The sequence below is a fragment of the Desulfovibrio sp. ZJ200 genome, from assembly GCF_011039095.1.
In the GTDB taxonomy this organism is placed as follows: domain Bacteria; phylum Desulfobacterota; class Desulfovibrionia; order Desulfovibrionales; family Desulfovibrionaceae; genus Desulfovibrio.
Window position 1 is genome coordinate 1 of the sequence record NZ_JAAKEH010000051.1, and the last position, 18,111, is coordinate 18,111.

The 18,111-nt window shown below is 57.3% G+C and carries 16 protein-coding genes and 1 tRNA gene; 15 read left to right on the top strand and 2 right to left on the bottom strand.

Annotation, left to right across the window (positions count from 1 at the left end; translation table 11 throughout):
- The 3 genes from G7Y52_RS12255 to G7Y52_RS12270 form a co-directional block, all read left to right on the top strand.
- On the top strand, positions 1–414 hold a 414-nt coding region (locus G7Y52_RS12255), incomplete at its 5' end, for a transposase (RefSeq protein WP_165068458.1).
- A 56-nt stretch (positions 415–470) separates the two neighbouring features.
- Entirely contained in the window at positions 471–1,448 is a 978-nt protein-coding gene (locus G7Y52_RS12260; RefSeq protein WP_165072347.1) for a hypothetical protein, read from the top strand.
- Positions 1,449–1,996: 548 nt separating this feature from the next.
- Positions 1,997–2,239: an antitoxin gene (locus G7Y52_RS12270; protein ID WP_165072349.1), complete on the top strand. Its 243-nt coding sequence runs from the start codon at positions 1,997–1,999 to the stop codon at positions 2,237–2,239.
- On the opposite strand, the gene G7Y52_RS12275 is transcribed toward G7Y52_RS12270, so the two are convergent.
- The gene (locus tag G7Y52_RS12275) at positions 2,181–2,627 is read right to left on the bottom strand and encodes a hypothetical protein (RefSeq protein WP_165072351.1); all 447 of its coding nucleotides are present in this window, start codon (positions 2,625–2,627) and stop codon (positions 2,181–2,183) included. The genes G7Y52_RS12270 and G7Y52_RS12275 overlap by 59 nt on opposite strands.
- Positions 2,628–3,077: 450 nt before the next feature.
- Here G7Y52_RS12275 and G7Y52_RS12280 point away from each other — a divergent pair, with 450 nt between their 5' ends.
- The 4 genes from G7Y52_RS12280 to G7Y52_RS12300 all read left to right on the top strand — a co-directional run bounded on the left by G7Y52_RS12280 (position 3,078) and on the right by G7Y52_RS12300 (position 9,890).
- The gene (locus G7Y52_RS12280) at positions 3,078–3,251 is read left to right on the top strand and encodes a hypothetical protein (RefSeq protein WP_206215292.1); all 174 of its coding nucleotides are present in this window, start codon (positions 3,078–3,080) and stop codon (positions 3,249–3,251) included.
- 50 nt (positions 3,252–3,301) lie between these two features.
- On the top strand, positions 3,302–4,762 hold the full coding sequence (locus tag G7Y52_RS12285) for an RNA-binding domain-containing protein (RefSeq protein ID WP_165072353.1): 1,461 nt from the start codon (positions 3,302–3,304) through the stop codon (positions 4,760–4,762).
- 186 nt (positions 4,763–4,948) lie between these two features.
- Positions 4,949–6,832 carry a site-specific DNA-methyltransferase gene (locus G7Y52_RS12295; RefSeq protein ID WP_165072355.1) on the top strand — a complete coding sequence of 628 codons (1,884 nt, stop codon included), beginning with the start codon at positions 4,949–4,951 and terminating at the stop codon, positions 6,830–6,832.
- 25 nt (positions 6,833–6,857) lie between these two features.
- Positions 6,858–9,890, top strand: coding sequence for a DEAD/DEAH box helicase family protein (locus G7Y52_RS12300; RefSeq protein WP_165072357.1), 3,033 nt, complete (start codon positions 6,858–6,860; stop codon positions 9,888–9,890).
- A 319-nt stretch (positions 9,891–10,209) separates the two neighbouring features.
- Here G7Y52_RS12300 and G7Y52_RS12305 read toward each other — a convergent pair.
- A tRNA-Met gene (locus tag G7Y52_RS12305) sits at positions 10,210–10,286 on the bottom strand.
- Positions 10,287–10,895: 609 nt separating this feature from the next.
- Here G7Y52_RS12305 and G7Y52_RS12310 point away from each other — a divergent pair.
- From G7Y52_RS12310 to G7Y52_RS12345, 8 genes are all read left to right on the top strand, one after another.
- A complete protein-coding gene (locus G7Y52_RS12310; RefSeq protein ID WP_165072359.1) occupies positions 10,896–11,948 on the top strand; it encodes a hemolysin family protein in 1,053 nt (350 codons plus the stop codon).
- Positions 11,949–12,142: 194 nt separating this feature from the next.
- Positions 12,143–12,556, top strand: coding sequence for a cytochrome c maturation protein CcmE (locus tag G7Y52_RS12315; RefSeq protein WP_165072361.1), 414 nt, complete (start codon positions 12,143–12,145; stop codon positions 12,554–12,556).
- A gap of 114 nt (positions 12,557–12,670) precedes the next feature.
- Positions 12,671–14,635 carry a cytochrome c-type biogenesis CcmF C-terminal domain-containing protein gene (locus tag G7Y52_RS12320; RefSeq protein WP_165072363.1) on the top strand — a complete coding sequence of 655 codons (1,965 nt, stop codon included), beginning with the start codon at positions 12,671–12,673 and terminating at the stop codon, positions 14,633–14,635.
- A 19-nt stretch (positions 14,636–14,654) separates the two neighbouring features.
- The gene (gene ccmA / locus G7Y52_RS12325; protein WP_165072365.1) at positions 14,655–15,344 is read left to right on the top strand and encodes a heme ABC exporter ATP-binding protein CcmA; all 690 of its coding nucleotides are present in this window, start codon (positions 14,655–14,657) and stop codon (positions 15,342–15,344) included.
- Positions 15,332–16,009 (top strand): heme exporter protein CcmB, encoded by a 678-nt coding sequence (locus G7Y52_RS12330; protein ID WP_165072367.1) that lies wholly within the window; start codon positions 15,332–15,334, stop codon positions 16,007–16,009. Before ccmA ends, G7Y52_RS12330 begins: the two co-directional genes overlap by 13 nt.
- Before the next feature lie 180 nt (positions 16,010–16,189).
- Entirely contained in the window at positions 16,190–16,894 is a 705-nt protein-coding gene (ccsA, locus tag G7Y52_RS12335; protein WP_241159739.1) for a cytochrome c biogenesis protein CcsA, read from the top strand.
- Positions 16,895–17,056: 162 nt separating this feature from the next.
- Entirely contained in the window at positions 17,057–17,194 is a 138-nt protein-coding gene (locus tag G7Y52_RS12340; protein ID WP_165072369.1) for a CcmD family protein, read from the top strand.
- Entirely contained in the window at positions 17,187–17,834 is a 648-nt protein-coding gene (locus G7Y52_RS12345) for a hypothetical protein (protein ID WP_165072371.1), read from the top strand. The genes G7Y52_RS12340 and G7Y52_RS12345 overlap by 8 nt, the downstream gene beginning before the upstream one ends.
- Positions 17,835–18,111 lie beyond the last annotated feature (277 nt).

Sequence of the window (18,111 nt, forward strand, 5' to 3'; positions counted from 1 at the left end):
GGACGTTGGGAAAGGATAAGCATACTTTCAGCAATCCGGGTAACGGGAGAGACTTGCAGTGTTGTTTTTGATGGGGCACTGGATGGAAAAATGTACAATGCTTATATTGAAAAATTTCTTCTTCCAACGCTTAAAGCTAACGATGTTGTTATAATGGATAATTTGAATGTCCATAAATCAAAAACCGCCCAAAACTTGATAAGGGAAAAAGGCTGCAAGTATATTTTCCTTCCAGAATACAGCCCGGATTTAAATCCCATTGAAAAGATGTGGAGCAAAGTGAAACAATTACTTCGGGGTATGAAAGCAAAAACATGTGATGAACTGTACAAGTCCATTGGAAAAGCATTAAGTTGTATCACACAAAAAGACGCTGAAGGATGGTTTAAATCCTGTGGCTATGTAAAAAGTTAAAAGCAAAATGCTCTATAGAGCGCTTCCGGCGCGAAGCCCTGGAGCGCGGCGGCGCTTTGGCCGAGAATTTGCGCCGGGGCAAAGAGATCGATGACAGCGTTCTGTTGCGGGAAGTGATGAACACCGTGGGCAAAGCCCACAGCCTTGGCGGCGACATCCGTTGCGTGGTCTCCGTTTCCATGCTGACCGAAGGGTGGGACGCCAACACCGTCACCCATGTGCTGGGCGTGCGGGCCTTTGGCACCCGGCTCTTGTGCGAGCAGGTCATTGGCCGGGCCTTGCGCCGCCAAAGCTATGACCTCAATGAAGAAGGGCTGTTCAACACCGAATACGCCGATGTCATGGGCATCCCCTTTGACTTCACGGCTCAGGCGGTGAAAGTCCCGCCGGTCAGGGCCCGCCCGACAGTTCACGTCAAGGCCGTGCGGCCGGAGCGGGACCGGCTGGAAATACCCTTCCCCAGGGTGATCGGCTACCGGGTGGAATTGCCCAGGGAGCATATCCGCGCCCAATTCACGGAGGATTCCCGCCTCACGCTCGACCCCGATCTGGTGGGGCCCACCGAAGCCCTCATGGCCGGCATTGTGGGCGAAACAGCGACTGTGCGGGTGGAAGACCGCAAGGATATGCGCCCCTCCACCATCATAGCCCATTTGACCAGTCATTACCTGCGCAGCAAACAAATGGATGATGACGGCAACCCCAGACTCTACCTGTTCGGGCAGATCAAGAAGATTATCCGGCAATGGCTGCGCGAGGGCTATCTGGAATGTGAGGGCGGCGCCTACCCTGCCATGCTTCTTGATCGCCGCCTGGCGGATATGGCCTGCGAAAAAATCCATGCCGCGGTCAACCGCGCGGGCGTGCGGGATGCCGGCGAAAAACCGCCCGTGCTTGCCCTGCTTGACCCGTATACTCCCACCGGTTCCACCCGCTATGTGAACTTCACTACCTCCAAAGCCGACCGCCCTCAAGGCCGAAATCGACCGCGAAGCGTGGGAAAGCCTGCACAGCGCCACTTCCCGCCCCTTTGACCGCCCCGCCTCCGGCAGAATCGCGGTCAAGGTCATCAACCACCTGGGCGATGAAGTCATGAAGGTGTACAGGGTGTAGAGACAAGGCTGTAAAGACATACGGGGGATTGCGATGGGCACAAAAGACAAGGATCTTGAGATTTCGCGAAGTTTACCTTCGGTTCCACAAACTGGAACGCGGCAGGACAAGAATTTCTGGACGATTTGCTGATGTGAGGAAAGGTTTTTGAGCTCCCCGCTTCAATCTGCGGGAAAGAGTGGTGGAACAACTTCCCACCTGAAAGTGCATTTATCGTCCGGTGGATGTCCAGAAGTGGGATGAAGCGCAGAAAGTTGTGGCAGAAACATGGGCTTGATTTCCAAGAAGCGCAAGAGCTTTGGAAAGATGAAAGGCTCCTCATTCTCCCTTTGCGCTTCGAGGATGAACCGCGTCAAGCCTTGTATCGGCAAATTGCACGGGAAGCACTGGACGGCCATAATGACGTGCCGCGAATGTGTAGTGCGCCTGATTTCCGTCCGGCGCTCGCATAAAGATGAGGTAGAAGCCTGTGAAAGCGACTGAATTTGACAAGCATTTCGACAACGGCGAAAGTGTTCTCCCCTTTGCCGACATGTCCAGGGCAGAACGCCCCAACCTGAAATCCAGGCGTGTCAATGTGGACTTTCCCGCATGGATGGTCGATGCTCTTGACAAAGAGGCTGCCCACCTCGGCGTCACACGCCAATCACTGGTCAAAGTCTGGATCGCCAACTGCCTGACGCGGGATGCGCACACAACAGACCACGCCTGACGACTTCCACCCCGGCCTCAAAGCCGGGATTCTTTTTCTTCCCCTGCCAGATCGTCAGATGCCCCAGACTGTTCCGAACATGCACGTCATAGCGGCATTGTTCTGGAACGGCATGTTTTTGTTCGCCCTTCATCCAATCAAAATAAGCGTCGGCAGCCATATTCAAAGTGAGCCTGGCGGCCTGTTCCCGCACCACTTCGTCACCACGGGCCAGCTTTTCAAGAGCTTCGCGGCGCATATTGGCCGCCTTTTGTTCGCTGAATCCTTCGCTGACCCAGCCCACGGCCACCCATTTGAGCTTGCCCGCTTCGCGGAGGCAGTAGTCATAACAGCGATCCGGCCTGCCGTTGTGCCGACGTTTCGGGTCTGTCGTCTCCCGCCAGTACACCCCCCGGAAAGCGGCTTGATTTGAGGCGCTTGTGAGCCATGCCGACAGCCTCCCTTGTTGCCCTTCTTGCTGTTATCAGCCGTAGCAAAAGCGCGCCGTGTTAGCAATTTGTTAGCACCGAACAAAAAAAGGCGGTCAGCTTTTTACAGCTAACCGCCTGTAATTCTTATGGTTGCTGGGGCAGGATTTGAACCTGCGGCCTTCGGGTTATGAGCCCTTTTAAAAGAGATTTGACGGGCTTTGACGCAGATGGATTTGTTTTGAATTGTTTGTATTTTAAATATATTATCAAAATTCATCTTTTGACCCTCAGTGACGAAAATGGTTAGAAATAGGTTAGAAAAATTTTGCCGGTCAAAACGTGTTTTCACTCCCCAATACCTACAGCCCAAGGCAGGCTATGGTACGCAAAAAAGGCGCTACCACCCCAAAAAATGGGCTGGAGTTTATGTGTATGAAACTTCGGAGATTTTTAACGGTTCTCCTGACCTTTGCTTTTATATCACCTTTAAATCCGGCCGTCGCCTCATCTGGGAAAAGGTAGGCAAAATTTCCGAAGGTTACGGGCCGGACGCGGCGGCGGACATTTTGTCCGGCAGACGGCAGGTTTTGCGGCTGTTCTGATTATTGTGTATACATGACACAGGCAAGAAATCTTGTTGCAGGGGGCTGGCATGGCATTCACGCTTCAGACGCTCAGGGAGCAGGTCGCCGCAGGTGAGGACAGCACACGCCAGTTCAAGTCCAGAATCGACAATGCGGATTCTCTGGCTGCGGAAATGACCGCTTTTGCCAATACCAACGGCGGCGTCCTCTTTATCGGCGTGCAGGATGATGGAACCATTTCCGGCATAACGTCCCAAGAAGTGCATGATGCAAACCAGTTGATCAGCAACGCCGCCAGCCAGCATGTCCGCAGCCCGCTTGTGGTGCAGACACAGAATATTCTTCTTGAAAATGGAAATGTGATTATCGCCCTGACCGTTCCGGCGGGAATGGACAAACCCTATTTTGACAGGAAGGGCGTCATCTGGCTGAAAGCCGGGGCGGACAAGCGGCGCATCAATTCAAAGGAGGAATTGCGCCGGCTTTTCCAGTACACCAGCCAGTTTCATGCCGATGAATTGCCCACAAAGGCTGGCATCGACAAGCTGGACAGGCTGCTGTTCCGGGATTTTCTGAAAAAGCGATACAACAGTGATTTCCCGGATACACATGCTGAACAACTGCGCCTGCTGCAAAATCTGAATCTCGCCGCTGGCGACGGCAATCTCAACCTGGCCGGAGTGCTGCTTTTTGCCGAACAGCCGGAACTGGTTTTTCCGCAGTTCGTGGCCAAGGGCGTCCGCTTTCCGGGGCTCGCCGTTCACGCTGACCGCTATGACGACAGTGAAGATTTCGAAGGCCCGTTGAGCAGGCTCTTCAAGGACGCCCTGGCCTTTGTCATGCGCAACCTGCACAAGGTGCAGGGCAAGAATGGCGTCAATGCGCCGGGTACGCCGGAAATACCGGAACAGGTCTTTGAGGAACTGCTGGTCAATGCTCTTGTGCACAGGGATTATCTTGTCAGCGCGCCCATCCGCATTTTCATCTTTGATGACCGCGTGGAAATCGTCAGCCCCGGCACACTGCCGAACAATCTGACCATAGCCAATATCAAGACCGGCAATTCCAATATCCGCAATCCCATCCTGATTTCCTACGCCGCCAAGGGACTTTTGCCCTACCACGGCATTGGTTCCGGCATTCTGCGCGCTCTTGAGGCATGGCCGAACATTGATTTTGAAGATGATCGGGAGGGCTCGCTGTTCAAGGCCATTGTACGCAGGACGCACAGGTCGGCAGAAGGGGCCGGGGCCGTTGCACCGGAACCTGCACCGGAAACACAGAATTTGCACCAGAAACAGAGGTTTTCTGGTGCAAATCCACGCGATTTTGCACCAGAAATTGCACCAGAACTTTCTGCGCTCCTTGAACGCATCGTCGCCAATCCGCGCATAACCACTGCCGAACTCGCCGATGCCCTGAAGGTGAGTCGGCGCACGGTTCTTACCAGAATAACCACGCTCAAGGAAAAGGGCCTATTGCGCCGCACCGGCCCAACCAAGGGCGGACAATGGGAGCTTATCCCATGAAACTTGTTTCCAGGATACTGATGCCGGTGATATCAAAAAAGCCATCAGTCGCGACGAGCGGCGGCAAAAACTCCAGCGGGAAATTGCCGCGCTGGAGAGCAGGATTCACCGGGAGAAGCAGTTCAACCGGCAGGTGGAACTGAATGCGGCACTGAAACGGCTGAAAAAAGAATGGGAGACGATATAGTGGACAAGCTCAAAATGGAAACCCCCGATCTGACTGCCGCGAATGTTCAGAAAATCGCCGCGCTTTTCCCCGGCGTGGTGGCCGGGGGCAAGGTCAATTTTGACCTGCTCCGCACCATGCTGGGCGATGAGATCATGGGCGATGAAGCCTATGAGTTTACCTGGGTCGGCAAACGTGAAGCCATCCGCGAAGCGGGGCGGCCCATCCGCAAAACGCTCCGCCCCTGCGTGGAAGAAAGCAAAAACTGGGATACTACGGAAAATTTGTACATTGAAGGCGACAACCTCGAAGTGCTGAAGCTTTTGCAGGAAAGCTATCTCGGCAAGGTCAAGATGATTTACATCGACCCGCCGTACAATACCGGCAACGACTTTATATATAGAGATGATTTTTCCGTTGATAAAGATGAATATGATGAAGCCTCCGGCGTGTATGATGATGACGGAGACAGGCTCTTTCGGAATACGGAAAGCAACGGCCGTTTTCATTCAGACTGGTGCAGTATGATGTATCCGAGGTTAGTGCTGGCGAGAAATTTGTTGAGTGATGATGGTGTCATTTTTATCAGCATCGACAACGGTGAACTAAATAACTTAACCAAAATATGTAGCGAGGTCTTTGGCGCTGATAATTTCCGCAACACAATTCTTGTTCGGAGAAGAGTTAAGAGCCTTAATTCTCAATTTGCGGATAATGGACTTTACAGCATGAATGTTGGTTTTGAATATGTTTTGGTATATGCTAAAAGTCAGACTTTTTTCATGAATGCATTAAGGGCAAAAAAATCTGATGCTTCCCCAAAAGGAAGATGGGATGTGTTTTGGAGCAATGCGGACAGACCAACAATGCGTTATGATATTCTTGGATTTACGCCTACAACTGGACAATGGCGGAACTCCAGAGAAAAAGCAGAAATTGCTGTGGCAAATTACCAAAAATACGTTAGTGAGTTCCAGGAAAAAATGAGTCTGGAGAGCTATTCCGCTAAAACAGGTATTACAGACTTTATCAGAAGAATTCCGAATGGAACGGGGAAGAATGGCGGTGTTCAGCATTGGGTTGCTCCTTCTGATACCGCACTGAGAACAAGCAACTGGACAGATATTGAAGTATCACAGATTGGAAAAGAAATTGATGTACCTTTTGATAATCCCAAAAGTAAGCGACTCCTGATGGAGTTGATAAAATTGGTGAACGTGGAAGATAACTATACCCTCATCGATTTCTTCTCCGGCTCCGCCACCACCGCCCATGCGGTCATGCAACTCAACGCCGAAGACGGCGGCAATCGTAAATTCATCATGGTGCAACTGCCGGAAGTCTGCGCGCCGGACAGTGAAGCCGCCAAGGCCGGGTACAAAAACATCTGCGAAATCGGCAAGGAGCGTATCCGCCGCGCCGGGGAGAAAATCAGGGCCGAAATTGAGGCTGCCAACAGCCAGCTCAAACTCGACGGCGAAGCGAAAGCCGTTCCCGACATCGGTTTTCGTGTTCTGAAGCTCGACGACAGCAACATGAAGGATGTGTATTACGCCGCCGGAGAATACACACAGGGTAACTTGCAGGACATGGTCAGCAATATCAAAGACGGTCGCACAGATATGGATCTGCTCTACGGCTGTCTGCTGGACTGGGGCCTGCCCCTTTCTCTGCCGCACACGCAGGAGCAGATAGACGGCGTGACCGTTCACATTTACAACGACGGCGACCTGATAGCCTGCTTCGCCCCGCGCGTCAGCGAACAGGTGGTGAAGGAAATAGCCGGCCGTCAGCCGCTCCGCGTGGTCTTCCGTGACAGCAGCTTTGCCGGTTCGCCGGAGAAAATCAACGTGGAGGAAATATTCAAACTGTTCGCGCCCCATACCACGGTAAAAGTGATATAGCGGACTGTTTCGGAGTATGTGACCGATGAAACTGCAGTTCAGGCACCAGAAATTTCAGGCGGACGCCGCCAGGGCGGTCTGCGATGTGTTTACCGGCCAGCCGCGTCTTACACCGTCTTACATGATGGATAAGGGCATCACGCAACGCTCCAGCCTGACGGAAGAAGAGGATTTCACCGGTTTCGGCAACGCCCGTATTGTGCCCCAGGTAAGCGACGGCATGATTCTGGAAAACATTCAGAAGATACAGCGCAGTCAGCAGATTGCCCCGTCCCCGGAGCTTGCGGGCAGATATAATCTGACGGTGGAAATGGAAACCGGCGTCGGCAAGACGTACACGTACATCAAGACCATGTATGAACTGAACCAGCGTTACGGCTGGAGCAAGTTCATCATTGTCGTGCCCAGCGTGGCCATCCGGGAAGGGGTGTATAAATCCTTTCAGATCACCGAAGAGCATTTTGCCGAAGAATACGGCAAAAAAATCCGGTACTTCATTTACAATTCCGCGCAACTTACCGAGATTGACCGTTTCGCCTCCGACAGCGCCATCAATGTCATGATTATCAACTCCCAGGCCTTCAACGCCAGGGGCAGGGACGCGCGGCGCATATACATGAAGCTGGACGAGTTCCGCAGCCGCAAGCCCATTGACATCCTTGCCAAAACCAACCCGATTCTGATTATCGACGAGCCGCAATCCGTGGAAGGCAGGGCCACAAAAGACAGGCTGCGCGAATTCAACCCCTTGTTCACCTTGCGCTATTCCGCCACGCACAGGGCGGACAGCATCTATAATATGGTGTATCGCCTTGACGCGATGGAGGCGTATAACAAGAGACTGGTCAAAAAAATCGCAGTCAAGGGCATCGCCACATCCGGTACAACCGGCACAGAGGGCTATGTCTATCTGGAAAGCATCAATCTTTCCAGGGGCAATCCCACAGCTACCATTGAGTTTGAGGTAAAGAGCGCCTCGGGTATCCGTCCGAAACGGCTCATTGTCAATGAAGGCTGTAACCTGTTTCCCCATTCCGGCGAACTGACCGAATATAAAGATGGTTATGTTGTCCGACGTATTGACGGACGTGACAGCTCCCTTGAATTTGTGAACGGGAAGAAACTGTTTGCTGGCGATGTTATCGGGAAGGTCAAAGAGGAATATCTGCGCCGTATTCAAATCAGGGAAACCATCATTTCCCATTTTGAGCGGGAGAGGATACTATTTTATAAAGGGATAAAAGTCTTATCACTCTTTTTTATTGATGAAGTTGCCAAATACAAACAATATGATGATTCCGGTATGGCGCATAACGGCGAATATGCGGATATGTTTGAAGAAGAATATAACGCCGTCCTCAAAAATATGCAGATTAACTTCGGCGAAGAAGAGTACAGTAAATTCCTCAATGCCTGTCAGGCGGAAACCGCCCATGCCGGATATTTTTCCATTGATAAAAAAAGTAAACGTCTTGTGGACAGCAAGCTCGGTGACAGAAAAGAACGCACGTCCGACGACAGCGACGCCTATGACCTGATTATGAAGAACAAGGAACGCCTTCTGGATCGGGCGGAACCGGTGCGCTTTATCTTCTCTCATTCCGCGTTGCGCGAGGGCTGGGACAACCCCAATGTTTTCCAGATTTGCACTCTCAAGCAAAGCGGCAGCGATGTCCGCAAACGGCAGGAAGTCGGCCGCGGCCTGCGTCTTTCCGTCAACCAGAACGGCGAGCGCATGGATGCCAACCTGCTGGGAGAAGACGTTCATAACATCAACATTCTTACCGTCATCGCCAATGAGAGCTACGACAGTTTCGCCAAAGGCTTGCAGTCTGAAATTGCCGAAGCCGTTGCCGACAGGCCGCGCAAAGTCACGGCTGACCTGTTCAAGGGCAAGGTCATTAAAGATGCCAGCGGTGCGGAACAGGTTGTGGACGACGACCTTGCCCAAAGCATCTATGAAGGGCTTATTACCAACGGCTATGTAAAAAAAGGTGTTCTTACCGAAAAATATTACGCCGACAAGAAAAATGGCACGCTGGAGCTTGCCGAAGAAGCCGCTGATTGCAAGGACGCTGTCATCGCTATTCTTGATTCTGTGTATGAACCTGTAAAGGTGGATAACGCCCGCAGCAGCAATGTCGAGGCGACACTTGACCGGAAGAAACTGGAGAGCAGGGAATTCCAGGCATTATGGGCAAAAATAAACGCCAAATCCGCCTATATGGTCACATTTGACGAGAAGGAACTCGTAGCCAAAGCCATAGCGGCCCTGAACCGTGAACTGCGCGTGTCGCAACTCTTCATCAGGGTCGAGGGCGGCGCGTTGCATGATATTGCATCCAGAGAAAATCTGCTTTCAGGCTCAGCCATGCGCAGAAAGGAAAGCAAAACCTATACCGTTGACGCCGCAGCTGGCGTCTTCGTAAAATATGATCTTATCGGCAAAGTGGTGGCCGAAACCGGACTCACCCGCAAGGCGGTAGCAGATATTCTCAGTGGTATGGGAAAAAGTGTCTTTGACCAGTTCAAAAATAACCCTGAAGAATTCATTATCCGGGCATCAGGCATCATCAACGAACAAAAGGCGACAGTGATCATCCAGCATATTACTTACGACAAGCTGGACTCTTCCTACGCTACAACGATATTTACCGAACCGACATTGAAAGGACAGCTTGGCGTCAACGCGATGCCCGCCAACAAACATCTTTACGATTATATAGTATATGATTCTGAAAATGAGCAAAAATTTGCCTCAAATATGGATTCGGCAAGCGAAGTGGCTGTCTATGTGAAATTGCCGCGTGGTTTTTATATCAACACGCCAGTAGGCAAATACAATCCAGACTGGGCTATTGCCTTCCATGAAGGGAACGTAAAACATATTTACTTTGTTGCTGAAACAAAGGGTTCCATGTCTTCCATGCAGCTCCGCAAAATAGAGGAGGCAAAAATTCACTGTGCCAGAGAACATTTTAAGGCTATAAGTTCCGACTCTGTCATCTATGACGTTGTCGATAGCTATGAAACACTGATGAATCTCGTTATGAGGTAAAGTATTCGAGATCTGTTCCCGGCCCAGGAACAGAGGTCTTTCCTCTATCAAAGGTTACCAGAATTTTTGATCCGCTGGATGTTGGAAAATTGGTTAGAGCATTTTCAAAGAGAAAATGCTCTGGGACATGCCCTTCAGTTTGGCATTCCCCCACAAAATTCCTCTTCTCACCATGCTCTCACCACATTCCCCGCCCGCGCCGCAAGCCCCATCAAAACCCGTCAGCCCGCATCAATGGAGGTTTCGGCTCTCTGGTTAGAAATAGGTTAGAAAAACAGAAAAAGCCTTTAGGGCTATTCCCCTAAAGGCTTGAAGTTCCTGGTTGCGGGGGCAGGATTTGAACCTGCGGCCTTCGGGTTATGAGCCCGACGAGCTACCGAGCTGCTCCACCCCGCGCCATACGCGACATTTTGTATCGCGAAAAAATATATAGGCCCTGGGGCCGCGGCTGTCAAGCGGCGGCATGTATTTTCCTGTGGATCGCCTGTTTTTCTCCGGCCCGGCTTCTGTTTTCGCTGAGAGTGTTTTGCTCATGAAATGAGCTAAATGCTCTGGCATGGCGAAGCCATGCCCGCCGCGAGCGTCAGCCGTTGGCGGCTATGCCGCCTTACGGATGACGACAGCAGAGGCAGGCGCAGGCGAAATTTACTTTCGCCGTGAAGCGCCGGAGCGAGCGTTTTAAAAGCAATATGCTCCAAGAAACGCGCGGTCGCGGGCCTTCCCGCAGAGTGCGCAAAAAAGCCTGGCGTCGCCCTTGCCCCGAACAATTGCCAAGCCCGCGCTGCCGGGCTATAGTTCTATCCATAGAATATGCGCTGCAACATCTCCGTAAACGCGCTTTCAGAGTGTGCCGCGGCTCACGCGCGGGCCTCGTCACAGGCCGACAACTGCCGGGCCGCAGCGTCCAACCGCGACGCGGCAGGCCACGCCGCGTGAGCCTTGAGTTTTTTCGCAACCAGCCGCGCGCCTTCGGGCGCGCCAAACGCAGCCGCAGGATGCCCTGTCATGCTCACCCTTGCCCTGGCCGTCGGCATTGCCGTTCTGGTCTCGTTTACCTGTTCCCTCACGGAAGCCGCGCTGTACGCCGTGCCCTGGTCCTCCATCGAACGCCTGCGCCGCATGGGCCGCCCGGTGGGCGAGCTGCTCTACAAGCTGCGCACCGAGGTGGACAAGCCCATTGCCGCCATCCTGACCCTGAACACCGTAGCCAACACGGCCGGGTCGACCGTGGCGGGCGCGGCCTTTCTGGCGGCTTTCGGCGCGGAGCACATGGCGCTTTTCGCTCTGGGCTTCACCGTGCTGATCCTGGCCTTTGGCGAGATTGTGCCCAAAACCCTGGGCGTGGCCTACGCCACGCCCCTGGCCGGAGCCCTGGCCCGGCCCCTGGCCCTGATCATCAAACTGCTCAGCCCCATACTTTGGCTCACAGGCCTGCTCACCCGCCTGCTCTCGCCGCCCTCAGCCGGGCCGGAAATTTCGGAAGACGACATCTGCGCCGTGACCAGCCTTTCCCGTCAGGCCGGGCGGATCAAACCTTACGAGGAACGCTTCATCCGCAACGTGCTCTCCCTGGATCAGAAGCGCGCCCATGAGATCATGACCCCGCGCACCGTGGTTTTTTCCCTGCCCGCGGATATCACCGTGGAAGAAGCCTACAAGGACCAGCGCATCTGGCATTTCAGCCGCATTCCGGTCTATGGCGAGGACAACGAAGATCTGGTGGGCTTTGTGGAGCGCCGCACCCTGGGCCGCTGCATCAAGGACGGCAAGCAGGCCACGCCCCTTTCTGAAATCATGCGGCCCCTGCATTTTGTGCTGGAAAGCCAGACCCTTGACGTGCTGCTGCGCGAGCTGCTCCAGGCCCGGGTGCATCTTTTCGCGGTGCTGGACGAATACGGCGGTCTGGCGGGCGTGGTTTCCCTGGAGGACGTGCTGGAAGAAATCCTGGGCAGCGAAATTCTGGACGAAAGCGACAATGTGGCGGATCTGCGCGCCCTGGCCCGCGAGCGGCGCAAGGCCGTTGCCCGGAAGATGCCCGCAAGCCGGTCGACGTCCTAGATGTAATGTTTCAATAGGTTGTTGCCGCGTCCTTTTCCCTGCGCGCTCGGCCCGTCCGGCGCTCGGCCGCAGGCGCTTTGGCCGCAGCCCGCGGTCCATGCCGCTTTTATCAAGAACAATTCTTATCTTGTCAGAAAAACCGAAATACGCTAGGCTACGCCACCGTTGGTCAGCGCACAAACCGGAGTGGACCCATGGCCCGCAAAAAAAATACCTGTATTTACCTGGCCGCGCTGCTGCTTTTTCTGGGCGGCGTCGGCTACCTCGTCTTTGCCGGCTTCTCGGAGAACAGCGTTTATTTTCTGAATGTGGCCGAAGCCAAGGCCGCCCCGCCGGACAAGCTGATCTCTGCCCGCCTGTTCGGCACTGTGGCCAGGGAGGGCATTGAAAAGCATCGGGAGAGGCCGGGCGTGAGCTTCCTTCTGGAAGACAAGGACAATGCCAGCCAGATCATTGAGGTCAGCTACAGCGGAGCCGTGCCCGACACCTTCAAGGCCGGGGCGGAAGTCATTGTGGAAGGCGGCATGGGACCGGAAGGCCGTTTTGCGGCCAAAACCCTGATGACCAAATGCCCTTCCAAATACCAGAAAGAAAATCGTCAAAGCTGACCCCAGGCGAGCGCCCCTTATGCCGGGGCGTCGCTTTTTTTCGGGATCACACCGGGCCGGGCAGTTTCCGGCCCTCTCATGAGTATTGCCCATATCCGCGCATAAAGGAGCCCCATGTACGTTTTTGCTTACGCCATGCAACTTCTGGCCCTGCTCTGCGCCCTTGGGGGCTGCGGCATGGCCCTGCTCCAGCTCTGGCAGGGGCGCGCCGACATCCTGCGCCTGATTGAAAAAGGGCACTGGCTCATCAGCGGCGCGTTGCTTGCGGCCTCGGCCCTTTTGCTGCACGCGCTCTACTGGCGCGACTTCAGCCTGCAGTATGTGGCAAGCTACACGGATTTGATCCTGCCGGTCTTTTACCGCCTCACAGCCTTCTGGGCCGGGCAGCCCGGCTCCATGCTCTTTTGGGCGCTGGCCGTGGCCATGAGCGGCACGGCCTTCGCCTGCACCAGGGCTTACAATCGCCTGAGCCCGGCCACGCGCCTGTGGCACTGGGCCTTTTTTTATGTGATCATGGCCTTTTTCACCCTGGTGCTGACCAACTGGAGCAATCCCTTTGTGATGCAGACCCCGGCGCCGCCGGACGGCAACGGCCTGAACCCCCTGCTGCAGAACCCGGGCATGATCTTCCATCCGCCCTTGCTGTTCCTGGGCTATGGAGGCTTTGCCGTGCCTGCATGCCTGGCCCTGGCCCAGAGCCTTTCCGGGCGCGGGCAGGGCGAAGGGGCCTGGTTTCGCCTGACCCGGCCGTTCATCATCCTGGCCTGGCTGTTCCTGACCGCGGGCATTGTGCTCGGGGCCTGGTGGGCCTATATGGAGCTGGGCTGGGGCGGCTACTGGGCCTGGGACCCGGTGGAAAACGCTTCCCTGATCCCCTGGCTGATCGGCACGGCGTCCCTGCACACCCTGATCGTGCAGGATCGGCGCGGCAAGCTCGGGCGGGTCAATGTGGCCATGATGGCCCTGACCACGGTGTCGGCCTTTTTCGCCACCTATCTGGTGCGCAGCGGGGTCATTGACTCGGTGCACGCCTTCGGCGACGGCTCGGTGGGCACGCCCCTGACCGTCTTTGTGCTGGCCGGGCTTGTGGTCACCTTCTGGGCCGCCTGCACGGCTCCGCGCGAGGGCGGGCCTCTGGCCGGGCTGGACAGCCGCGAGGGCTTTCTGACTCTGGTGGCCTGGGTGCTGCTGGCCCTGGCCGCCATTATTCTGATCGCCACCATGTGGCCGGTGATCAGCAAACTCTGGACAACCGCGCCGCGCGGCCTGGACGCCAATTTCTACAACCGCGTCTGCCTGCCTCTGGGCGCGTTGCTGATGCTGCTGATGGCGGCCTGCCCCTGGCTGGGCTGGAACGGCGGCCTGCGCAGCAAGGGCCGCTTCTTCGCGATGCTGGGGGCTTTTGTGGGCAGCGCCGGAGCGATCTGGGCGCTGGGCTATCGTCAGCCTACGGCCCTGATCGGCGCGTCCGCGGCCTTTGCCATTGCCCTGGGCGTCGTTCTGCTGCTGACCGATAAAGCCGTGCGCCGTCAGCCCGCCGCGCTGGGCGCGCTGGGCGCGCATCTGGGCATGGCCCTGGTGGCCCTGGGCGTGGCCTTTTCCGGCCCCTACACGCAGAGCGGGGAACTGCTGCTGGCCAGGGGCGAAAGCAAAACGGTGGGCGCGTACACGGCCACGCTTCTGGACCTCCAGGACGGCAGACAGCCCGGCTACGACTATATTGCGGCCCAGTTGCAGATCGCCAGGGACGGCGTGACGCTGGGCGTGCTGGCTCCGGAACGCCGCATGTACGACAAGTTCGGCAGCATGCAGTTCTCCGAGGTGGATGTGATCCCCGGCCTGGGCAATGAAATTTACGCTTCCCTGCTGGGTCTGGACGAGGATTTGCGCGTGCTGGTCAAGGTCAGCGTGGAACCTCTGGTCAACTGGATCTGGATCGGCGGCGCCCTGATGTGCCTGCTGCCCTTGCTGGGCCTGCGCCGCCGCAACCGGCAGACCGCGTCGCCCGGCGACGATCCCGATCATGAGGATGGCGACCGGCCTGACGGCTCCGCCAACGCGGGCACTGCCGGAAACTGAGGCCGGGGGATCGGGGCCCATGCTTGAGCTCAGCCACGTCGCCAAGCTTTACGGCGTCAAAGTGATCTTCAAGGATGTAAGCTGCTCGTTCGCGGCGGGCAGCGTCTCGCTGCTGGTGGGCGGCAACGGCGCGGGCAAGAGCACGCTGCTGCGCATCATGGCCGGGCTGTCGCGGCCCAGCGCCGGCACCGTGCGCCGCGCCGGGGAGGACATCCGCCTGGGCTATCTGGGCCACGCCACTTTTTTATACCCGGGCCTCACGGCTCTGGAAAACCTGGCCTTCTGGCGCGAGGCGCACGGCCTGCGCCTTTCCGGGCAGGATTTGCAGGCCGCGCTGGAGCGGGTGGGCCTTGCGGCGCACGCCCAGGAGCGGGCCGGGGTTTTTTCGCGCGGCATGGCCCAGCGCCTGAATCTGGCGCGCGTGCTCATGCTGGAGCCGGATCTGCTTTTGCTGGATGAGCCGGGCACCGGCCTGGATGCGGCCTCCCTGGCCCTGCTGCGCCGGGAAGTGCGGGCCGCGCGCAATCGCGGGGCCTGCGTGGTGCTGATCAGCCATGACCTGAGCGGCGACGCGCCCCTGGCCGACCGCCTGCTGGCCCTGGAGGAGCGCAGACTCGCCTATGACGGGCCGCCGGAGGCCTTTGCCGGCTATGCCCCGCAAGCGGGCATGGGCGACGCGCGGGCCGGAGACAGGGCATGCTGCGCCTGACCTGGGCCGTGGCCCGCAAGGATCTGGCCCTGACCCTGGCGCGGGGCAGCGGGCTTGTGCAGGCCTTGTTGCTGGGCCTGTTGCTGCTCTTTGTCTTCAGTCTGTCCCAGGGCATCGGCGAACGCATGAGCCCGCAGGGCGCGGCCGCGGTGTTCTGGCTGAGTTCGGCCTTTTGCCAGGTGCTGATTTTCAACCAGCTCTATGCCCTGGAAGAGGTGAACAACGCCCGTCTGGGCCTGCTGCTTTCGCCCGCGCCCATCCAGGCCGTGTGGCTGGGCAAGGCCCTGGCGGGGCTGGCGCTCCTGCTTCTGGCCCAGATCGTTTTTTTGCCCGCGGCCGTGGTTTTTCTGAGCCAGAGCTTTGGCGCGGCCTGGCCGGCGGGTCTGGCGGCCCTCCTGCTCGTGGATCTCGGCATGTGCGCCCTGGGCTCTTTGCTCGGGGCTCTGGCCCAGGGGCAGGCCGCGCGCGAGTCGCTTTTGAGCATCGTGCTCTTTCCCCTGCTCACGCCGCTGCTGCTGGCGGGCATCGGGGTGGGCGCGCAGGCCCTGGGCGCGGCCTCGCCGGACGGCCCGGATTCCTGGCTGGCTTTGGCCTGCGCTTTTGACGCGGTTTTTCTGGGAGCCGGGCTTTTGCTTTTCGCCTTCATTTACGCGGGTGACGAATAGCGGCCCGGGCGCGGCTTTGGCGACAGCAGGTCGCAACAGGCGCCGTAGCCGGAAGCGCGCGGCCTTTTCCGGCGCAGGGGAAAGCCGGGCCACTGACCCTGGGGGCGCGTGCCGTGGTTTCTCCGGCTTTCGGCAAGCCCGCACAACACTGATTCCCGCAGCGCAAAGGAGTTCCATCAGATGCCCACGCAGAGGCCCACGCTTTCGGTGCTGCCGCCAATCCTGGCCCTGCTGGGCGGTCTCGCTTTTGCCTGCTGCCAATGGCTGATCTATGTATATGCGCCGGTGGAAGCCACGCTCGGCCTGGTCCAGAAAATTTTTTACATGCATCTGCCTCTGGCCTGGTGGGCGCTGCTCAGTTTTTTTACGGTATTCCTCGGCTCCATCGCCTATCTGATCCGCCGCTGTCCCGGCGCTGACCGCCTCTGCGCCGCCGCCGCCGAGGTGGGCGTGCTGTTGAGCGGGCTTGCGCTGGTCACGGGCATGCTTTGGGCGCGCACGTCCTGGGGCGTCTGGTGGACCTGGGATCCGCGCCTGACCACCACGCTGATCATGTGGTTCGTTTACGCGGGCTATCTGGTGCTGCGCGGGCTGGATCTGCCGCCGCAGCGCAAGGGGCTGGTCTGCGCGGTGGTGGGCGTGGTCGCTTTTCTGGACGTGCCCCTGGTTTTTCTCTCGGCCCGGATCTGGCGCTCCATCCATCCCGCGGTCTTCGCCGCCAAGGGCGGCGGGCTGGAACCGGAAATGAAGCTGACGGTCATTGCCTGCGTGCTTTCCTTCGGCCTGCTTTGGGCCGGCCTGGTCTGGCTGCGCAAGCGCCAGTTGGATTTACGCGCCCGGCTGGACGCATGCGCGGCCGACAGGCTCGCCGGGCCGACTGCGTAGTACCCTGCAAGTTTACACGGCACACGGCATTGGAGCACGTTCATTTTGAAATCGCGCCGGCCGCTGCGGGAGCAGACGCCTGCAAAATTTTGCGATCGGACAATCTCAGGCAATCTCAAAGGTACTCTGCTCTGGCGCCGAGACTCATTATGGAGGATTTATATGGATACCCTCACCTGGATCATTCTGGCCAATGCCGCGGTGTGGATCGGGCTTGGCGCGTATCTGGCCTTTCTGGGCGCGCAACAGCGCGCTCTGGCCGCTCGTCTGACGCAATGGGAGATGCTCAACCATGACTGATCTGCCCACTCTCCGCGGCTCGGGCCGCGCGCTGATTCTTCTGCTGGCCCTGGGGCTGACGGCCATGCTGGCGGTTTCCCTGATCGATCGCTTCAAAAATCCGCATCTTACCGTGCAGCTCGCGCCCACCCCCTCGGGCATGGGGAGCGAGGCCCAGCCGGATCGCATCGGCACGCTCATGCAGCAGGCCGCCCAGAATCCCGACAATGTGGAGGTGCTGGTCCAGCTCAGTGAAGCCCTGATGGCCCGGCAGAACTGGGAAGCCGCGGGCGCCTTCGCCCGGCGCGCCGTGACGCTGGATGTGAGCAATCCCCGCCCGCTCTATCTTCTGGGCCTTGTGGAGCACAACCAGGGCCGCCATAAGGAAGCCGCCGAAATTCTGGAAAAGGTGCTGCTCCTCAAGGATGAGGCCTCGGTGCGCTACAGCCTGGGCGTGTTGTGCATCTATTATCTGAAAGACGTGCCGCGCGGCGTGGAGCATCTGAGCGCGGGCCTGCATGATCCTGCTGCCGGGGAGGATCTCAAGCGCGCTTTGCGCGAAGAGCTGGAAAAAGCCCCGCTGCCCGGCAATCAGCCGGACAGTGACGAAAGCCCGGCTGCAAGCGGCACAAAAGACGCGCCGGGAGCACAGCCGCAATAAGCATGCTCCCGGGCCTCTCGGCTGTTGCCCGTACGCCACGGGCCGCGATCGGTATCCGCAGGGTGACGCGAGCGAACAGGGCGACAGCAAGCGCGGGCCGGAGTGTTTGCCGTCCCTTGGCTGGCGTTAAAGCATTTTCAAAGAGAAAATGCTCTAGAGCATTTTGCTTTTGAAATTATTCAATTTCAAAAGCGGCGCTGCCATCATTTCGCGTCCAGAACGCGGTCTGGACGCTCATTCGGCGCGGGCGTCCGCTCCCGCGGCCGCCAGAGCAATT

What these genes read in the sequence shown, in the direction of transcription:
- G7Y52_RS12340 (WP_165072369.1), top strand. Translation starts at nt 17,057, where the DNA reads ATGGATACCCTCACCTGGATCATTCTGGCCAATGCCGCGGTGTGGATC.
- G7Y52_RS12330 (WP_165072367.1), top strand. Translation starts at nt 15,332, where the DNA reads ATGCTGCGCCTGACCTGGGCCGTGGCCCGCAAGGATCTGGCCCTGACC.
- G7Y52_RS12310 (WP_165072359.1), top strand. Translation starts at nt 10,896, where the DNA reads ATGCTCACCCTTGCCCTGGCCGTCGGCATTGCCGTTCTGGTCTCGTTT.
- G7Y52_RS12315 (WP_165072361.1), top strand. Translation starts at nt 12,143, where the DNA reads ATGGCCCGCAAAAAAAATACCTGTATTTACCTGGCCGCGCTGCTGCTT.
- G7Y52_RS12320 (WP_165072363.1), top strand. Translation starts at nt 12,671, where the DNA reads ATGTACGTTTTTGCTTACGCCATGCAACTTCTGGCCCTGCTCTGCGCC.
- ccmA (WP_165072365.1), top strand. Translation starts at nt 14,655, where the DNA reads ATGCTTGAGCTCAGCCACGTCGCCAAGCTTTACGGCGTCAAAGTGATC.
- G7Y52_RS12300 (WP_165072357.1), top strand. Translation starts at nt 6,858, where the DNA reads ATGAAACTGCAGTTCAGGCACCAGAAATTTCAGGCGGACGCCGCCAGG.
- G7Y52_RS12285 (WP_165072353.1), top strand. Translation starts at nt 3,302, where the DNA reads ATGGCATTCACGCTTCAGACGCTCAGGGAGCAGGTCGCCGCAGGTGAG.
- ccsA (WP_241159739.1), top strand. Translation starts at nt 16,190, where the DNA reads ATGCCCACGCAGAGGCCCACGCTTTCGGTGCTGCCGCCAATCCTGGCC.
- G7Y52_RS12345 (WP_165072371.1), top strand. Translation starts at nt 17,187, where the DNA reads ATGACTGATCTGCCCACTCTCCGCGGCTCGGGCCGCGCGCTGATTCTT.